Origin of the sequence: Streptomyces sp. NPDC005775, assembly GCF_042871565.1 — a bacterium.
In the GTDB taxonomy this organism is placed as follows: domain Bacteria; phylum Actinomycetota; class Actinomycetes; order Streptomycetales; family Streptomycetaceae; genus Streptomyces.
Genome location: NZ_JBIAIU010000023.1, coordinates 26,147 through 44,787 on the forward strand (window position 1 = coordinate 26,147; position 18,641 = coordinate 44,787).

Annotated in this window: 11 protein-coding genes; 10 read left to right on the forward strand and 1 reads right to left on the reverse strand. The window is 70.5% G+C overall.

From position 1 onward, the window contains the following. The first annotated feature begins 95 nt into the window (after positions 1-95). The 10 genes from ACFYPA_RS35330 (at position 96) to ACFYPA_RS35375 (ending at position 16,237) form a co-directional block, all read left to right on the forward strand. A complete protein-coding gene (locus tag ACFYPA_RS35330; protein WP_389136688.1) occupies positions 96-1,193 on the forward strand; it encodes an endo-1,4-beta-xylanase in 1,098 nt (365 codons plus the stop codon). 23 nt (positions 1,194-1,216) lie between these two features. Continuing rightward, the gene (locus tag ACFYPA_RS35335) at positions 1,217-2,485 is read left to right on the forward strand and encodes a glucarate dehydratase family protein (RefSeq protein ID WP_359086271.1); all 1,269 of its coding nucleotides are present in this window, start codon (positions 1,217-1,219) and stop codon (positions 2,483-2,485) included. Between the two features lie 72 nt (positions 2,486-2,557). After that, on the forward strand, positions 2,558-4,090 hold the full coding sequence (locus tag ACFYPA_RS35340) for a sodium:solute symporter family protein (protein WP_359086270.1): 1,533 nt from the start codon (positions 2,558-2,560) through the stop codon (positions 4,088-4,090). Positions 4,091-4,171: 81 nt separating this feature from the next. Then, a complete protein-coding gene (locus ACFYPA_RS35345; protein ID WP_389136691.1) occupies positions 4,172-7,357 on the forward strand; it encodes a glycosyl hydrolase 115 family protein in 3,186 nt (1,061 codons plus the stop codon). 68 nt (positions 7,358-7,425) lie between these two features. Next, positions 7,426-7,821 (forward strand): hypothetical protein, encoded by a 396-nt coding sequence (locus ACFYPA_RS35350; protein ID WP_359086268.1) that lies wholly within the window; start codon positions 7,426-7,428, stop codon positions 7,819-7,821. A gap of 102 nt (positions 7,822-7,923) precedes the next feature. Then, positions 7,924-8,196, forward strand: coding sequence for a DUF1876 domain-containing protein (locus tag ACFYPA_RS35355; protein ID WP_389136693.1), 273 nt, complete (start codon positions 7,924-7,926; stop codon positions 8,194-8,196). Between the two features lie 132 nt (positions 8,197-8,328). Continuing rightward, on the forward strand, positions 8,329-9,426 hold the full coding sequence (locus tag ACFYPA_RS35360; protein ID WP_359086266.1) for an NADH:flavin oxidoreductase/NADH oxidase: 1,098 nt from the start codon (positions 8,329-8,331) through the stop codon (positions 9,424-9,426). A 241-nt stretch (positions 9,427-9,667) separates the two neighbouring features. After that, positions 9,668-12,106: a GH92 family glycosyl hydrolase gene (locus tag ACFYPA_RS35365; protein WP_389136695.1), complete on the forward strand. Its 2,439-nt coding sequence runs from the start codon at positions 9,668-9,670 to the stop codon at positions 12,104-12,106. A 204-nt stretch (positions 12,107-12,310) separates the two neighbouring features. Then, positions 12,311-15,595 carry a LamG-like jellyroll fold domain-containing protein gene (locus tag ACFYPA_RS35370; RefSeq protein WP_389136697.1) on the forward strand — a complete coding sequence of 1,095 codons (3,285 nt, stop codon included), beginning with the start codon at positions 12,311-12,313 and terminating at the stop codon, positions 15,593-15,595. 129 nt (positions 15,596-15,724) lie between these two features. Beyond that, a complete protein-coding gene (locus ACFYPA_RS35375; RefSeq protein WP_359320180.1) occupies positions 15,725-16,237 on the forward strand; it encodes a GNAT family N-acetyltransferase in 513 nt (170 codons plus the stop codon). Between the two features lie 71 nt (positions 16,238-16,308). On the opposite strand, the gene ACFYPA_RS35380 is transcribed toward ACFYPA_RS35375, so the two are convergent. Beyond that, positions 16,309-18,579, reverse strand: coding sequence for an AbfB domain-containing protein (locus ACFYPA_RS35380; RefSeq protein ID WP_389136729.1), 2,271 nt, complete (start codon positions 18,577-18,579; stop codon positions 16,309-16,311). Positions 18,580-18,641 lie beyond the last annotated feature (62 nt).

An 18,641-nucleotide genomic window follows, 5' to 3' on the forward strand; every position in this document is an offset into this window, starting at 1 on the left:
GGGAGGTTCACGAAACTTTCGAAGCATCTTCATCGAACGCGCGTCGATCCCGGCACCCAGGTCCCGGGAGGCGCGTCCACCGAAAGGGATATGTCATGCGCAAGACAACCCAGGCTGCGATGATCGGCACCGCCGCAGCGGCCCTGCTCGTCTCCTCCTTCACCCTCAGCGCATCGGCGGCCCCGGAGCACTCCGGCTCCCACGGGAAGCCGAAGCCTCCCGCCGCCGACACCCTGGGCAGCCTCGGCAAGCGGGCCGACCTGCGCATCGGCACCGCGGTCGACATGGCGGCACTCGCCGCGGACGCGCCCTACCGGGCCAAGGCCGCGGGCGAGTTCACCTCCGTCACCCCCGAGAACGTCATGAAGTGGGAGGTCGTCGAGCCGCAGCGGGGCACGTACGACTGGGCGGCTGCCGACGAACTGGTCGACTTCGCCCGGGCCAACGGACAGCTGGTGCGCGGCCACACCCTGGTCTGGCACAACCAGCTCCCCGCCTGGCTCACCGGCGGCGACTTCAGCGCCGACGAGCTGCGCGCCATCCTGCGCAGGCACATCACCGACGAGGCCGGCCACTTCAAGGGCCGGATCTGGCAGTGGGACGTCGTCAACGAGGCCTTCAACGACGACGGCACCCTGCGCGACAGCATCTGGCTGCGGAAGCTCGGCCCCGGCTACATCGCGGACGCCTTCCGCTGGGCCCACCAGGCCGACCCCAAGGCCAAGCTGTTCATCAACGACTACAACATCGAAGGCGTCAACGCCAAGAGCACGGCCCTCCACAAGCTGGTCGTGGAGCTGCTCGAGCAGCACGTACCGATCGACGGCGTCGGCATCCAGGGCCACCTCTCCGTCCAGTACAACGCCCCGCACGACATCGCCGACAACATGAAGCGGTTCGACGACCTCGGGTTGGAGACCGCGATCACCGAGGCCGACGTCCGCATCCCGATGCCGTCCGACAGCACCAAGCAGGAGGCCCAGGCCGAGGGGTACGACGTGCTGCTGCGCGGCTGCCTGCTCACCCGCCGCTGCACCGACTTCACCGTGTGGGGCTTCACCGACAAGTACTCCTGGGTGCCCGACACCTTCGAGGGCGAGGGTGCGGCCAACCTCTTCGACGAGAACTACGCGGCGAAGCCCGCGTACAAGGCCCTGACCCAGGACCTGAAGCTCGCCGCGGGCCGGGACTGAGTGCCTACCGGAAGGGCATCGGCATGACGAACGGACTCCGGATCACCGGAGTGAGAATCACCCCGGTGGCCTTCCGGGACCCGGCGTTGCTGAACGCCGTGGGCGTGCACGAACCGTACGCCCTGCGGGCGATCGTCGAGGTCGACACCGGAGAGGGGCTCGTCGGGCTCGGCGAGACCTATGCCGACGAGGGCCATCTGCGCCGCCTGCGGGCGGCCGCGGACGCCCTCACCGGGATGGACGTGTACGCACTCGGCGCCATGCACCGCAAGGTGGCCGGGGCCCTCGCCGGGGACGACGGCACCGGCGGTTCGGGACTGACCGGAATGATCACCAGTAGCAGCGCCGTCGACCGGGTCTTCTCCCCGTTCGAGGTCGCCTGTCTGGACCTCCAGGGCAAGGCCGCCGGCCGCCCGGTCAGTGATCTGCTGGGCGGTGCGGTGCGCGACTCCGTCCCGTTCAGCGCCTACCTCTTCTACAAGTGGGCGGGGCACCCGGGCGCCGCCCCCGACGACTGGGGCGCGGCGCTGGATCCGGACGCCGTCGTCGCCCAGGCACGGCGCATGATCACCGAGTACGGGTTCACCGCGATCAAGCTCAAGGGAGGCGTCCGGCCGCCCGAGGAGGAGATCGAGGCGGTCCTCGCCCTGCGCGAGGCCTTCCCCGGAGTCCCGCTCCGGCTCGACCCCAACGCGGCCTGGAGCGTGCCCACTTCGGTCGCCGTGGCCCGCCGGCTGGAGGGCGTCCTCGAATACCTGGAGGACCCCACCCCCGGACTCGGAGGCATGGCGGAGGTGGCGCGGCAGACCCCGGTCCCGCTCGCCACCAACATGTGCGTCGTCGCCTTCGACCACCTGGCGCCCGCCGTGGAGCAGGGCGCCGTGCAGGTGGTGCTCTCCGACCACCACTACTGGGGCGGCCTGCACCGCTCGAAACTGCTCTCCGGGATCTGCGACACCTTCGGCATGGGGCTGTCCATGCACTCCAACTCCCATCTCGGGATCAGCCTGGCCGCGATGACCCACCTGGCAGCGGCCACACCCCATCTCACCTACGCCTGTGACACCCACTGGCCATGGAAGACGGAGGAGGTCGTCGAACCCGGCGTGCTCGAGTTCGCCGACGGGTCCGTGCGGGTCCCCGAGGGGCCGGGGCTGGGTGTGGAGCTCGACCGGGACGCACTGGCCCGGCTGCACGAGCAGTACCTCGACTGCGGTCTGCGCAACCGGGACGACACCGGCTACATGCGGCGGATCGACCCGGGCTACGAGAAGAAGTCACCGCGCTGGTGACCGGCCGCGGAGCCCGCCACCGGCTCCGCGGCCCCTGCTCCCCACCCCTCCACAGGACATCGAGGATCTCTCATGGCCCCTCTCGACTGGGCCGCCCTGGGCGGCTACTTCCTGGTGATGCTGCTCATCGGCCTCTGGTCGCACAAGCGCGTCGGTGACGTCAGCGACTACTTCACCGGGGGCGGCCGGATGCCCTGGTGGCTGTCCGGCATCTCCCACCACATGTCCGGCTACAGCGCCGCCGTGTTCGTCGCCTACGCGGCCATCGCCTACAGCTACGGAATCACCGTCTACGTCTGGGCGTTCCTGCCGCTCGCGCTGGGCACCGGCGTCGGTGCCTGGCTGTTCGCCCCGCGCTGGAACCGGCTGCGGCAGCGGTACGCCGTCGCCTCGCCGCTGGAGTACCTCGCCAAGCGGTACAACGTCCCCACCCAGCAGGCTCTCGCATGGAGCGGCGCCCTGCTCAAGGTCTTCGACGTCGCCGCCAAGTGGGCGTCGGTGGCGATCCTGCTCAACGTGTTCACCGGTATGTCGATGACGGCCGGCATCCTGATCACCGGCGTGGTCACCCTGCTGTACTGCACCGTCGGCGGGCTGTGGGCCGACGCGCTCACCGACTTCGGCCAGTTCGTCATCCAGGGCTTCGCGGCCCTGGCCATGGTCTGGGTCGTCCTCGACAGACTCGGCGACGGCGTATCGGGCCTCGGCACGATCTGGCACCGGCTGCCGGAGGGGCACGGCCACCCGCTGGTGGGTCCGTACACCGCCACCTTCCTCGGCGCGTACGTCGTCGTGAAGCTCTTCGAGTACAACGGCGGCATGTGGAACCTGGCCCAGCGCTACATGGCCACCGACACCCCGAAGGCCGCCCGCCGGTCGGCCGGACTCTCCGCCGTGCTGTACGTGGTGTGGCCCGCGGTCCTGCTGTTCCCGCCGCTCGCCGCGGCCGTGCTGCTGCCGGACATCTCCGACCCGCAGAAGGTCTACGCGCTGATGGCGGAGTCGTATCTGCCGGCGGGCCTGGTGGGGCTGACCCTCGCGGGGATGTTCTCCCACACGATGGCCATGGCATCCTCCGACGCCAACGCGGTCTCGGCCGTGGTGACCCGCGACATCATTCCGGCCCTCGTCCGCGGCGCCAGGAACCTGCCCCCGGCGACCGGGCTGCTCATCGCCCGGGTCTGCACGGTCGTGTTCATCAGCGTCAGCATGGTCGTCGCCATCGAGGCCGATCACTTCGGCGGGGTGCTCGGCATCATCGTCGGCCTGGTCGCCGCCGTGATGGGGCCGATCTCCATCCCGATGCTGCTCGGTCTGCTGCCCCTCTTCCGCCGCTGCGGTCCGAGGGCCGCGCTGTCCTCCTGGGGGCTCGGACTCCTCGGCTACGTCCTGGTGAAGTTCGTGCTCGACAGCACCGACCAGACCCTCGTCATCGTCACTCCGCTGGTGACCTCGCTGGTGGTGTACGTCGTCGTGGGGCTGCTCGCCCCCGAGCCCGACGCGACGGCCGACGCGATCGTCGCCGCGGTCTCGGGTCCGGACGGCGACGACGGGCCGGCCACGGCCGCGCAGCCGCAGCCCGTGGTGCCCGGCTCCGCCGGCTGACCCGGCACCGCCCTGTCCGACGTCTGTTCCGGGCAGCCATCCACCCGATTTGTCATGGGTATGAACAAATAGGAGAGCAGTATGGACGACGACAACGTTCCACAGCACGCCGGCCGCAGAGCGGTGCTGGGGCTGGGGCTGGGCCTCACCGCGCTCACCGCGACCCCCCTCGGCTCCCTCCTCGGTCTGTCCGCCGAGGCGTCCGCGAGCGGTCACGGCCCATCGGTGCGGCCGACGGACCCCGGCGCGTACATCTCGTTCACGTCCCGGCGCAACAGCTTCCCCCTGGTCAGGAACGGGCGGGCGGCCCCGATCCTGGTCAGCGACCAGGACTGGGCCGGCGTCGTCCGGGTGGCCGGTGACCTGCAGAGCGACATCGAACGCGTCACCGGCGTCCGTCCCACCCTCTCGCACGGCCCCCGGCCCCAGGGCCGTGAGATCACGATCATCGGCACGGTGGGCCGCAGCTCCCTGATCGACGGACTGATCGCCCGCGGCAAGCTCGACGTCTCCACGATCCGGGGCACGTGGGAGACCAGCCTCCAGACCGTCGTCGACAAGCCCCTGCCCGGCGTCGACCGGGCGTTCGTGATCGCGGGCAGCGACCAGCGCGGCACGATCTTCGGCACGTACGACGTCTCGCGCGGGATCGGTGTCTCACCCTGGTACTGGTGGGACGACGTCGCCCCCGTACAGCGGAACGAGATCCACGTACTGCCCGGCAGGCACACCCAGGGCACCCCGGCCGTCAAGTACCGCGGCTTCTTCATCAACGACGAGAACCCGGCACTCGGCACCTGGGCCCCGGCCTTCTTCGGCCCGGGCAAGGCCCCCGGCTTCGAGAACGGATTCAACGCCGACTTCTACGCCAGGATCTTCGAGGTGATGCTGCGACTGAAGGCCAACTACCTCTGGCCGGCCGTCTGGGGGCGCGCGTTCGCCGAGGACGACCCGCTCAACCACGCCACCGCCAAGGCGTACGGCGTCGTCATGGGCACCTCGCACGAGGCGCCGATGATGCGCGGCATCGAGGAGTGGAACCGCCACGCGGTCGCGGCGGTACGTGACAGTGCCGGCACCGTCACCACCCCCGGCCACGACCCCTACGGCGGCACCGGCGAGTGGTCCTTCCGCCGCAACGCGGAGGCGATCAAGGCCTACTGGGCCGACGGCATCCGCCGGATGGAGGACGAGGACTTCGAGGGTGTCGTCACCCTCGGCATGCGCGGGAACGGCGACGTCAGCCTGCCCGACGGCGACGGCATCGAGCTGATGACCGAGATCATCGCCACCCAGCGCGAGATCCTGGCCGAGGTCTCCGGCAGGGACGTCACCACCATTCCGCAGGTGTGGACGCTCTACAAGGAGGTCCAGCACTACTGGGACCGCGGACTGCGGGTCCCCGACGACGTCACGGTCGTCCTCACCGACGACAACTGGGCCAACATCCGCAAGCTGCCCGACCTCCGCGACGACGCCCGCGAGGGCGGGTACGGGCTGTACTACCACTTCGACTACGTCGGGGCCGGCCGCAACTACAAGTGGGTGGACACCGCCTCCCTGCCCAACATGTGGGACCAGCTCCACCAGTCGGTCGCCTACGGCAACCACGGCCTGTGGGTCACCAATGCCGGCGACCTCAAGGGCAACGAACTGCCCACCCAGTTCTTCCTGGAGTACGCCTGGAACCCCGAGCGCTGGACCCTGGACCGGCTGCCCGAGTGGGAGGAGCGGTACGCCCGGCAGAACTTCGGCGAGAAGCAGGCCGCCGACGTGGCCTCCGTCCTGCGCGCGTACGCCCGGCTCCAGTCGCGGCGCAAGCCCGAACTGCTCAACCGGAAGATCACCCTCGACCCCGCCAAGAACCCCGCCAAGGACAGCTCGGCGATCGTGAACGACGACGAGGCGACCCCGTTCAGCATCGTCGACTACCGCGAACTGGAGCGCGTCACGCAGGAGTGGCAGCGGCTCGGCGCCGAAGCCGAGCGGGTGGGGCGCCGGCTGCCCGCCTCCGCCCAGGACGCCTGGTACGAACTGGTCGGCTACGAGGTCATGGCCACCGCCAATCTGTACGCACTGCGCGAGGCGGAGTTCACCAACCTGCACTACGCGGCCCAGGGCCGGGCCCGCACCAACGACCTGGCGGCCGCCGCCGAGGCCCGGCTCGCCGACGACCTGGCCCTGGCCGAGCGCTTCAACACCCAGGTGGCGGGCGGCAAGTGGCAGGGCTTCCAGACCCAGCCGCACATCGACTACGGCGACGTGGCCCGTTACGGACCGAACGCACCCTGGCAGCAGCCCGAGATCGACAACGTCGCGCTCAAGGACGTCCTCTTCCCCGCGGTCAAGCGCATCGACCTGCCGGCGGGCGCCGAGATGGGTGTGGCCGTCGACGGTTCGGCGGCATGGTGGCCGCACGAGCGGAGCCCGGCCGTGCTCCCGGTCTTCAGCCCGTACCAGAGCCAGCCCGCCCAGTACATCGAGGTGTTCAACCGGGGCCGTGCCCCGTTCGACTACCGTGTGCGCACCGGTGCCTCCTGGCTGACCGCCGACCGTGTGCGGGGGCGGGTCGAACAGCAGGACCGGATCACCCTGCGCGTGGACTGGGACAGGGCTCCGAAGGGGCTCACGGAGGTACCGGTCACCGTCACCGGGCCGCTCGGGCAGGCAGTGGTCGTCAAGGCGGTCGTCGACCGCCCCGCGCTGTCCCGCTCGCGCCTCGACGGCTTCGTGGAGGCCAACGGGTACGTCTCCATCGAGGCCGACCACTACAGCCGGGCCGTCGCCGGCGGCGGCATCAGCTGGCAGCGCATCCCGGACATCGGCCGGACCGGTGCGGGGATGGAGCCCTTCCCGGTCACCGCGCCCCGGCAGGCCCCCGGTGGGGGCAGCCCGCGGCTGGAGTACCGCGTCAGCCTGTTCACCACCGGCCCGGTCACCGTCCACGCGTATCTCTCGCCCCGCAACAACCCGCTGCCGACCGACGGGCTGACGTACGCGGTCTCCCTCGACGACGCGCCACCGCAACCGGTGAACGTCACGAAGGTGACGGGAGCCGACGACGGCACCATGAACGCGCAGTGGGCCCGGCACACCTCCGACAACGTCAACATCACCAGTACGGTCCACCAGGTCACCGCGGCCGGAGTGCATGTGCTCAAATTCTGGATGGTCGACCCGACGGTGGTGCTGCAGAACCTGGTGGTCGACACCGGCGGCCTCAAGCCCAGCTACCTGGGCCCGCCGGAGAGCCTCCGGCTGCGCTGAGACCGGAGGTCCGGGTCATGTCCCGCCCGGCGCGTGACGCGCCGGGCGGACGCAGGGAGAGCAGAACGATGACGAGCGAGCACGAGAACACCGGCGCGCCCGCCGGTGACCTGGAGATCACCCCCGTTGGGGCGGGGGTGTCGATCAGCGTCACGGCACCGCCGGGAGAGCTCTCGTTCCTCTGCACCCCGGCCCGGGCCCGGGAACTGGCCACCGCTCTCGGCCTCGCGGCGGACGAGGCCGAGAGCGCGCGGCCGGTGGACCCGGTCACCGTCAGGGCGGACGAACTGCGCCGCGGGGACGTACGCGACGGCGACCGCACCATGACGGTGGACTCCGTCCGGATCGACGGGGCCACCGCCCACATCGCCTGGAAGTCGAGCGCCGGGCGGAGCTGGAACCAGCTGTACGACGCCGACGCCCGCATCACGCTGCGCCGCCGCGGCCGGCGCCCCGGCCACTGAGGCGCCGGTCACCGCGCAAGCTCTCGTTCTCCGCGTCCGCCCTGTCGTGCGTGGCCGCGGGGCGGGGCGCACTCTGGAGAGGAGGCCTTGGAGGTGAGCGCCATGACACAGAAGGCTGTCGGATGGCACATCGAGCTGGAATTCGAGGAAGACACCGATCGCACGCGCGCGGCCGCCCTGGTGCGGCTCTCGGACGGGAGCGAGGTCCGCGCCCACGGTTACGCCAGCCGCCACCCCTCCGACTCCGGGCAGCCCCGGGTGGGCGAGGAGATCGCGGGGGCCCGCGCACTCAACGAACTCGCGATGAAACTGCTGACCAAGGCGCACGACGAGATCGACGAGGCGTCCGGCCGTACGTCGTACCCGCTGACCTGATCGAGCGGTTCTCCGTTCCGCCTCTGTACGGGGACGTCCTCTTGTACGAGAGGCGTCGTAATTTGACGGACGTCGTAGTACGGGATGTATCGTACTAGCGATCCTTCCGTACCCGGCGAAACGGAGTCCGTCGTGAGTGCCCTTTTCGAGCCCTACACCCTGAGGTCGCTTGTCGTGCCCAACCGGGCATGGATGGCACCCATGTGCCAGTACTGCGCCGCAGTGGAAGGGCCCGAAACGGGTGTTCCCACCGACTGGCACTTCGCCCACCTCGCCGCCCGGGCCACCGGCGGCACCGGTCTGATCCTCACCGAGGCGACGGCCGTCAGCCCCGAGGGACGCATCAGCCCGGCCGACCTCGGCATCTGGAACGACACCCAGGTCGCGGCGTTCCGCCGGATCACGGACTTCGTGAAGGCGCAGGGTTCGGCCATCGGGATCCAGCTGGCCCACGCCGGCCGCAAGGCCTCCACGGCCGCACCCTGGACCGGTGGCGGCCCGGTCGGCCCCGACGCCCACGGCTGGACGCCGGTCGCTCCCAGCCCGCTGCCGTTCGACACCGGCTACCCCGTGCCGCATGAGCTGACCGTCGATGAGATCCAGGGCGTCGTAGCCGACTTCCGCGAGGCCGCGCGCCGAGCCGTCGAGGCGGGCTTCCAGGTCGCCGAGGTGCACGGCGCGCACGGCTATCTGGTCGGGCAGTTCCTGTCGCCGCACAGCAACCACCGCACCGACGCGTACGGTGGCAGCTACGAGAACCGCGTCCGCTTCGCCCTCCAGGTCGTCGACGCCGTCCGGGAGGTGTGGCCCGAGGACCTGCCGGTCTTCTTCCGGATCTCCGCCACGGACTGGCTCACCGAGAACGCCGAGGACGAGCGTGAGGGCTGGACCGCCGACGAGACGGTACGGCTGGCCGAGGAGCTGCGGGCCCACGGCGTCGACCTGCTCGACGTCTCCACCGGCGGAAACGCGCCCCGCGCCCGCATCACGACCGGACCCGGATACCAGGTCCCCTTCGCCGAGCGTGTGAAGCGGGAGACCTCGCTGCCGGTCGCCGCCGTCGGCCTGATCACCGACCCGCAGCACGCCGAGAAGATCCTTGCCGAAGGGAGTGCGGACGCCGTGCTCCTCGGGCGCGAGCTGCTGCGCAACCCGTCGTGGGCGCGGTACGCGGCCCGCGAGCTGAGTGGCCGGGTGCACGCCCCCGAGCAGTACGAGTACGCGATCTGACCGCACGCCCGAAGCGCTCCTGCGCCCTCCTCGCACGTCCCGGCGCCCGCGAGGAGGGCGGTTGCGTACGTACCGTCCGGATCGCGGCATCCGTTCACCGCGCATTCACCCGGGATGACGGCTGGGGCATTCCCTCCCGCGCCGCGGGGACCTACGCTCGGCCGGGAATCGATCAACGTTGCGCACAGCCGTACCCCGGCTGCTGACAACGTTGTCCAGCCTCCCCGGAAGGTACCGCGACATGCCCCCCAGACAGCTGACCGCGATCCGGCGACTCGCCGCGCGAACAGCGGCCGTGGTCATCACCGGCACCCTGGCCGCCGCCGTCCTGCCCCCCGCCGCAGAGGCCGCCGCGCCCGTCACCCGCCCCACCGCCTACGTGGACCCGCTGATCGGCAGCGCCAACGGCGGCAACACCTTTCCCGGTGCCACCCTCCCGTACGGGATGATCGCCTGGTCGCCGACGAGCACCCGGGGCGACCAGACGAGCACCGGCGCCGCGAACGGTTACGAGTACGACGCCACCCGGCTGCGCGGACTGAGCCTCACCCATGTCAACGGCGCCGGATGCAACCCCGGCGCGGCCGGGGACATCCCGATCATGCCGTTCGTCGGGGACGTCACCTCGTCGCCGTCCGCCGACACCAAGGACGCCGTCTACGCGGCGGACTTCTCGCACGACGACGAGCGAGCCGTCCCCGGCCGCTACACCCTCGGCCTCGACTCCGGAGCCACCGCCGACCTCGCGGTGAGCCGCCGTGCCGGCGTGGCCGACTTCGCCTTCCCGGCGGGGAAGCCCGCCAACCTGCTCTTCCGCGTCTCCAACTCGCTCAACGGCAGTGAGGAAGCCCAGGTGAAGATCGACACCGCGCACCGCAAGGTGACGGGTTCGGTGCTCACCGGCGCCTTCTGCGGCCGGCGCGCCAACGGCGGCACCAACAACCGCAAGAGCTACTACCGCCTCTACTTCAGTGCCTCCTTCGACCGCGCCTTCTCCTCCACCGGCACCTGGAAGGACGGCACGCTCGCCCCCGGCTCGACCGAGGGCAGCGGCGGCGAGGGCTACGCCACGGGCGCGGACCGGGCGGGCCGCGGATCGGGCGGCTGGGTCGGCTTCGACACCTCGGCAGACAACGACGTCCACATGCGGATCGGCATCTCCTACGTCAGCCAGGCCGGCGCCGAGACCAACCTGAGGAAGGAGATCGCCCCGCACGCGGGCGTCGGTGACGTCGCCGCCGCCGCGAGCCGGGCCTGGGACCGCGAGCTGAACTCCGTACGCACGGGCGGCGGGACCGAGGAGCAGCGGACCACCTTCTACACGGCGCTCTACCACTCCCTGATGCAGCCGAACCTGATCAGCGACACCGACGGACGCTACCCCGGGATGGACGGGCGCTCGCACCGGATCGAGCGCGGACAGGGGGCGCAGTACAGCAACTTCTCCGGCTGGGACCAGTACCGCGCCCAGATACAGCTGCTCGCCCTCCTCAAACCGCGGATCGCCGGGGACTTCGCCCAGTCGCTGTACAACTTCGCCCGGCAGAACGGCGGCGTGTGGGACCGCTGGGTGCACATCAACGGCGCCACCCACGTCATGACCGGTGACCCCAGTGCGGCCACCCTCGCCACGTTCTACGCCATGGGGGTGCGGAACTTCGACTACGAAGGCGCTTACGAGTCGCTGGCGCGCCAGGCGACCGTCCCCGTGGACGACGGGCTCTCGGACGCCGGCTGCCCGGGACAGTGCACCGGCCAGCGGCCCAACCTGGCCCAGTACCTGGAGTCGCACTACGCGCCCCAGGATGTCTGCCACTGCTGGGGCGGCGCCGCCGAGACGCTTGAGGACGCGGTCGCCGACGCCGCGCTCGGCCGCTGGGCCGAACTGCTCGGGCGCGACGAGGAGGCCGCGGCGTTCAAGGAGCGCGGCGGCTGGTGGCGCAACGTGTACAACCCCGGGGCCACGGACGGGGCGGGCACCAACGGCTACATCCAGGCGCGCGACCTCGACGGCTCCTGGGTCACGCCGTTCAGCCCGGGCAGCGACCGCGGCTTCGCGCAGGGCACCAGCGCCACGTACACCTGGATGGTCCCGCAGGACGTCCAGGGGCTCGCCGAGGCGATGGGCGGCCGGGACGTGGCGGCGCAGCGCCTGGACGGCTTCTTCCACAAGGCCGACGGCTCCTGGTCGGTGAAGGGCGGCGACTCCGTGCGCTACGACCCGACGAACGAGCCCGGAATCCACGCCCCTTGGCTCTACAACGCCCTCGGGCAGCCGTGGAAGACCCAGGAGACGGTGCGCGAGATCCTGGACACGGTCTACGGGACGGGCCCGCGCGGTCTGCCCGGCAACGACGACCTGGGCACCATGTCGGCCTGGTACGTATTCTCCGCGCTGGGTCTGTACCCGCAGACGCCGGGCGGTGGTGAACTGCTCCTGGGTGCCCCGCTGTTCCCGAAGGCGGTGATCGGCCGGCCGCACGGCCGGGACATCACGATCACCGCGCCGGCCGCCGATGCCACCCACGCCTACGTCGACGCGGTGACGGTGGACGGGCGCGTCCACGACCGGTCGTGGACGGACGCGAGCCTGCTGGAAAGGGGCGGAAAGCTGGTCTTCCGGCTTTCCCAGGAGGCCAACACCTCCTGGGCCACCGCCCCTTCGGGGCTGCCGCAGTAGGCGCTCCTGCCTCGTGCCGGATCCCCGCGTCCCGTTCGCGGGGATCCGGCACAGGTGCGCCCTGCTCGTCCCGGCCTGATTTATATCGTTGAAAATTCCCTGTGCACGACTGTTGTTTTGCGTTTGATGCTGTGGCTCAATGTTGGATTATGTGCCGTGCCTCACAGCTTCCAGGCACCTGAGCTCTCTCGACAGGACGACGCCTTGAGACGACAAATCCCCCGCTCCCGTGCCGTGATCAGAACGGTGGCCTGCGCCACCGCCCTTCTGATACCCGTCGGTGCCTCCCTGGTCCCGGCCGCCGCCGCGACCCCGGCCGCAGCCTCCGCGACCACGTTCACGGCCGGCGATCCGGCCACCGCCGTCCACGGGCTGAAGGGCGAGTACTTCAGCATGTCCGCGCCCGGCGCGCGGGACTTCGACAAGCTCGGCGCGGTCGCCCTGGACCCGCAGATCAACTTCCCCGGCCTCACCGGCGCGTTCGAGTCCGCCACCGGTCGCACCGAGAACACCACGGCGCGCTGGACCGGCAACATCACGGCTCCCGAGGACGGCGACTACACCTTCGCCGCGAGCGGCGACAACGGCTTCCGGCTCTTCATCGACGGTCAGGCGGTGATCGACCACTGGGAGCCGGACTGGGACAACGAGCAGACCAGCAGGCCGATCGCGCTCAAGGCCGGCGTGCCGCACACGTTCAAGCTGGAGATGTTCCAGGACATCGGCGGCGCGAACATGTTCCTGCGCTGGTCCAGCGCGACCCTCGCGCGGCAGCTCGTGCCCGAGTCCGCCTTCACCCCGCCGGCCGACTTCGAGGTCTACCCGGTCGGCCTGAGCGTCGCGGACGACGGGCTGCGGCTCCAGGCGACCTTCGACGACAAGGTCAGCGACTACGCGGCGCTGAAGGACCACCTCACGATCGAGGCCGACACCTCACCGATCCCGGTGAAGTCCGTCGCCCCGGTGCCCGGCAACCCCAAGGCACTCGCCGTCACCCTCACCGGGCCCGTCCTGAAGGGCCAGCAGGTCAGGTTCGCGTACGACGGCGAATCCGGTCTGCGGGCGGGCGGCGAGACCGTCCCGCAGATCAGCCGCAGCGCCCGCAACCTGTCCACGCACCGGCTCACCACCACCTGGGGCGACAAGGTCGACCGCGACCACCCGCTGCCCGAGTACCCCCGGCCCCAGCAGGTGCGCGACGACTGGAAGAACCTCAACGGCCCCTGGGAGTTCGCCGGGGCCGCCGCCGGCGAGCAGCCCGTCTTCGGGAAGAAGCTCGGTGAGCGCATCACCGTGCCGTACCCCGTCGAGTCGCAGCTCTCGGGCCTTGAGCGCCACGAAGACCACATGTTCTACCGCAAGCTCGTCACCGTTCCGAAGAACTGGGCCGTGAAGGGTGACAAGCACGGCAAGGGCAAGAGCAACCGGTTGAAGCTCAACTTCGGCGCCGTCGACTACCGGGCGACGGTCTGGGTCAACGGCAAGCAGGTCGCCGAGCACACCGGCGGCTACACCGCCTTCAGCGCCGACATCACCGACGCGGTCAAGGGCAGCGGCCCGCAGGAGATCGTGGTCGCGGTCACCGACACCACCGGCCCCGACCAGCCGACGGGCAAGCAGTCCGCCAACCCCGGCGGCATCTTCTACACCGCCTCCTCCGGCATCTGGCAGACCGTCTGGATGGAGCCCGTCGCACCGGCCGCCGTCGACTCCCTGACGACCACCCCGGACATCGACAAGGGCCGGCTCGCCCTGACGGTCAACTCCGAGGACGCCTCGAAGTCCGCGCGGATCACCGCCGTCGCCCGGGACAAGAAGGGCAAGGTCGTCGGCCGGGTCACCGGCCCGGCCAACCGTGAGCTGAGCCTGCCCGTTGCGAAGCAGCACCTGTGGACGCCCGACGACCCGTACCTCTACGACCTCGAGGTCACCCTCAAGGACGGCCGCTCCAAGGACAGCGTCGACAGCTACTTCGGCATGCGCTCCTTCGGCGTCGCCGAGGTCGGCGGCTACCAGAAGCTCGTCCTCAACGGGAAGCCGTTCTTCTCCCTCGCCCAGCTCGACCAGGGCTTCTACCCCGACGGCCTGAACACGGCGCCCAGCGACTCCGCCCTCGTCTTCGACCTGAAGGCGCAGAAGGACCTGGGCTTCAACTCCGTCCGCAAGCACATCAAGGTCGAGCCCGCCCGCTGGTACTACCACGCCGACCAGCTGGGTCTGCTGGTGTGGCAGGACTTCGTCTCCGGCAACCTCACCGGCGAGAAGGGCCACAAGGCCTTCCTCGACCAGGGGGCCGAGATGATGAAGCAGTTGCACAACTACCCGTCGATCGGTGCCTGGATCGTCTTCAACGAGGGCTGGGGCGAATGGGACCGCACCGAGACCGGCAAGATCACCGAACAGGTCCAGGCCGCCGACCCCTCCCGCGTCGTCAACGCCCACAGCGGTGTCAACTGCTGTAACTCCAAGGGTGATTCGGGCAAGGGCGACATCATCGACCACCACGACTACAACAACACCGACCCGGCCTTCCCGGACGCCAACCGCGCGGCGATGGACGGCGAGCACGGCGGCTTCACCCTGCGGATGCCCGGACACATGTGGCCGGGCGCGCCCACCGCGATCTACAGCGGTGTCGCCGACAAGGACGCCCTGACCGCCAAGTACGTCGAGAACACGCGCACGCACTACCTGGAGGCGGCGGGCGCCGAACTCTCCGGCTCCATCTACACCCAGGTGACCGACCTGGAGAACGAGCTCAACGGGCTCTGGACGTACGACCGCCGCGAGATCAAGGTCGACGCCGCCCAGGTGCGGAAGATCAACCAGGAGGTCATCGCCGCCGGCGCGGCCGCCGGTGAGCGGGACGAGATCAAGGGCGGCGGCGCCTGGTCCCTCGACGAGAACACGGGCACCAGGGCCGCCGACAGCGGTCCGAACCACAAGGACCTCACCCTCTCCGAGGGAACGTCCTGGACACCCGGAGCGCGGGGCTCGGCGCTGAAGTTCAACGGCGAGGGCCAGTACGCGCAGACCGACGGTCCGGTCGTCGACACCACCGGTGACTACACCGTGTCGGCCTGGGCGTCGCTGGACGCGCTTCCCGGTAACTACGCGACCGTCGTCAGCCAGGACGGCCGGCGTCAGGAGAACCCGTTCTACCTCCAGTACGGTCAGGGCGCGTTCGCCTTCTCCACCCCGGGCGCACACCGTGCCCGGCTGGAGATGACGCCCGAACTCGGCCGGTGGTACCACGTGGTCGGCGTGCGCAGCGGTGACGAGATCAAGCTGTACGTCGACGGGAAGCTCGCCGCGACCGCGGCAGCCGGGACCGCCGATGTCAGCACCGGCCCGCTGTCCGTGGGCCGTGCCAAGTGGTCGGGCGGCAACACCGACTTCTGGAACGGTTCCGTCGACCAGGTCGCGGTGTACGACAAGGCGCTGACGGCCGACGAGGTGAGCGCTCTGCACGAGACCGGGCAGCCGTAACCGAGAGCTTCCCGGCGAAGCACTGCACCACTGCACCACTGGACCGCTGCCTGCTGCCGCTCTGCGGCAGCGGGCAGCGGCATGCGCCCCCGCGGGCCCGGAGCCCGGGGGCTGTGTGAGGATCGCGGCATGGGAGAGCCGCTGATCCGTCACCGTCGCGACGACGACCTGAAGGCGTGCGTCGAGGCGCTGGCCACCGTGCACCGGGCCGACCGCTACCCGGCCGAGTGGCCGGCCGACCCGGGTGGCTGGCTGACGCCCGACGGCATGCTCGACGCCTGGGTGGCGGTGGAGGACCAGCGCGTCCTGGGCCATGTGGCACTGACCCGTACGGACGACGTCCTGGCGGCGGACGTGGGACGTGCGCCGGCGGAACTGGCTTCGGTGGCGCGGCTGTACGCGACGGCATCGGCTCGACGGCGCGGTGTCGCGCGTGCCCTGCTCGCGACCGTGACGAGGGCCGCGGCAGCCGAGGGGCTGCGCGCCGTCCTGGAGGTGGAGGACGGCGGCAGAGCCGCCGTGGCGCTCTACGAACGGGCCGGGTGGCGCCATGCCGGCAGCCGCCCCGGTGACTGGACGACGGCCGACGGCCGGACGGCACTGTTGCACACGTACGTCGCCCCGGCTGCCGGGACGCGGTAGACGACCGACGGCCCGGACACGACGCGACCGCGTCGTGTCCGGGCCGTGGCCCGTCAGGGCGGAGTCTCAGCTCACGGCGCCCAGGGCGCCTCCACCGCCCAGGTGGTGTCCTCGGTGAACGTGGCCGGGTTGTCCCAGGCGTGCCCGCCGCCCGGCGTGGCCAGCCAGACCTCCGAGTCGATGTGGCGCAGATAGCTGCCCGGCAGATTGGCGCTGGACAGCCGTACCCCTCCCGTACCGGCGACGGTGCACCACGTGGCGTCGGCCCTGAACAGGGCCGAGCCGTCATTGGCGTCCCGCCGCACGCGGAAGTTCTGGTGCCGCAGGTACTCGCCGGGATAGTTGCGGGACTCCAGCGAGTAGCAGGTGCTGTTGGCGAGCCCGGTGACGATCTTCCAGGTGGCGTCGTTCTTCAGCAGCGCGCCGCTCGCGCCGTCGACGACCGCGGTGAAGGCGAGCGCGTCCTGGTGGCGCAGGTACTTGTCGGTGTACCCGGGAGTGGTGACCCGAAGGGACTTGTACTGGCCGGTGGGCAGGGTCACCGGGGGAGCGGGGTTCTTCGAGGCGTTGATGAGGGCCTGGTTGGCCGCTCTCACCCGGGCCGCGTCCACTTTCATGACCTGGCGGTCGTAGGTGAGCAGCCCGTTGGCCTCGTTCTCGACGTCGGTGATCTCCGTGTACACGGAGGCGGAGAGCCCTGCGGGCAACTGGCCGAGGCGGATGCTGTCGAGCAGCCCGACGAACCGGTTGTTCAGCGCGGAGACGCTCGCCTGGTCCTCGTAACTGAATCCGCCGCCGGGGAACCACTCGTGCCCGGGGACCTTGTAGCCGAGGCCGCCGAACTCGCCGAGCACGGCCGCGCGGGTCGACGTCGGCGCGGTGTTGCCGGGGCCCACGTAGATGTGGTTGTCGACCACGTCCCCGTTGCCGCCGTCCACCGACCCGCAGCAGTTGACCCCGCTCATGTTGTTCACCAGCCGGGACGGGTCGTACGCCTTCACCTCATTGGCGATCCTCGCCTGGTCGTACTGCCCCCAGCCCTCGTTCTGGTCCACCCACATCACCAGCGAGGGCGAGCTGCGGTGCTGGTCGATGACGGCGTGGAACTCGGCCTCCCATTGGGTGCGGGCCGCGGTGGCGGGGCTCTTGCCGGTGTCCATGGCGGGCATGTCCTGCCAGACCAGGAGTCCCAGCTTGTCCGCCCAGTAGAACCAGCGCTGCGGTTCGACCTTGATGTGCTTGCGGACCATGTTGAAGCCGAGGTCCTTGTGCGCCTGGAGGTCCGACTTGAGGGCCGCGTCGGTCGGCGCGGTGTAGATGCCGTCGGGCCAGTAGCCCTGGTCCAGCGTGCCCGTCTGGAAGACGAACTTCCCGTTCAGGACCGGGCGCAGGACGTTGTCCACCTTCGCCACGGCGATCGAGCGCATGCCGGCGTAACCGCCCACCGTGTCGGTGACGGCCGATCCGTCGAGCAGCTCCGCCTTCACGTCGTACAGGAAGGGGTCGTCCGGACTCCACAGCCGGGCGTTCGGAACCGGCACGGAGATTTCGGACCCCGCGGCCCCGGTGGCGGTGCCGACCACGTTGCCGCCGCTGGAGACGGTGACACGGGCGCTGCGCCCGGACGCGGACGCGGCCTGTGCCTTGACCCGCAGCGTGCTGTCGCCGAGGTTCGGCGTCATGTCCAGGCGGGTGATGTGGGCCGCCGCGACCGGCTCCAGCCAAACGGTCTGCCAGATGCCGGATGCCGCGGTGTAGAAGATGCCGCCGCCGCTGTGGGGCTGTACGTCATTGATGCGCTGCTTGCCGACGGCCTGGCCGCCGGTCTGCGTCGGGTCGTAGACGGAGACCACGACGGTGTTCGTCCCACCGCCCAGCCGCGGCGTGATGTCGTACGCGAACGAGTCGTAGCCGCCCTTGTGGGCACCGACCTGGGCGCCGTTGACCCAGACCGTGGTCTGCCAGTCGGACGCGCCGAAGTTGAGCTCGACCCGGCGGCCGTTCCAGTCGGCGGGCACGGTGAAGGTGCGCTTGTACCAGAGCTTGTCGTTCTCGGTGATCTTCCGCTGGATGCCCGAGAGCGCCGACTCCGCGACGAAGGGCACCCGGATCTGATCCGGGAACGACGCGGGCTGCCCGGCGTCCCGGCCGGTCACCGCGAAGTCCCAGAGGCCGTTCAGGTTGGACCAGTCGGGGCGCGTCAGCTGGGGGCGGGGGTACTCGGGCAGTGGCTTGTCGACCGGGACCTGGTCGGTCCACGGTGTCGTCATGGGAGGGGGCTTGGGTGCCCAGGCGGCGGCGCCGGCCGGAGCCGAGCCGATCCCGGTCAGCGCGGTGGACACCAGCGCCAGCAGTCCGGTCGTGGCGATCGCCCGTCTCCACCACGGCCTTCGGCCTGCCACAC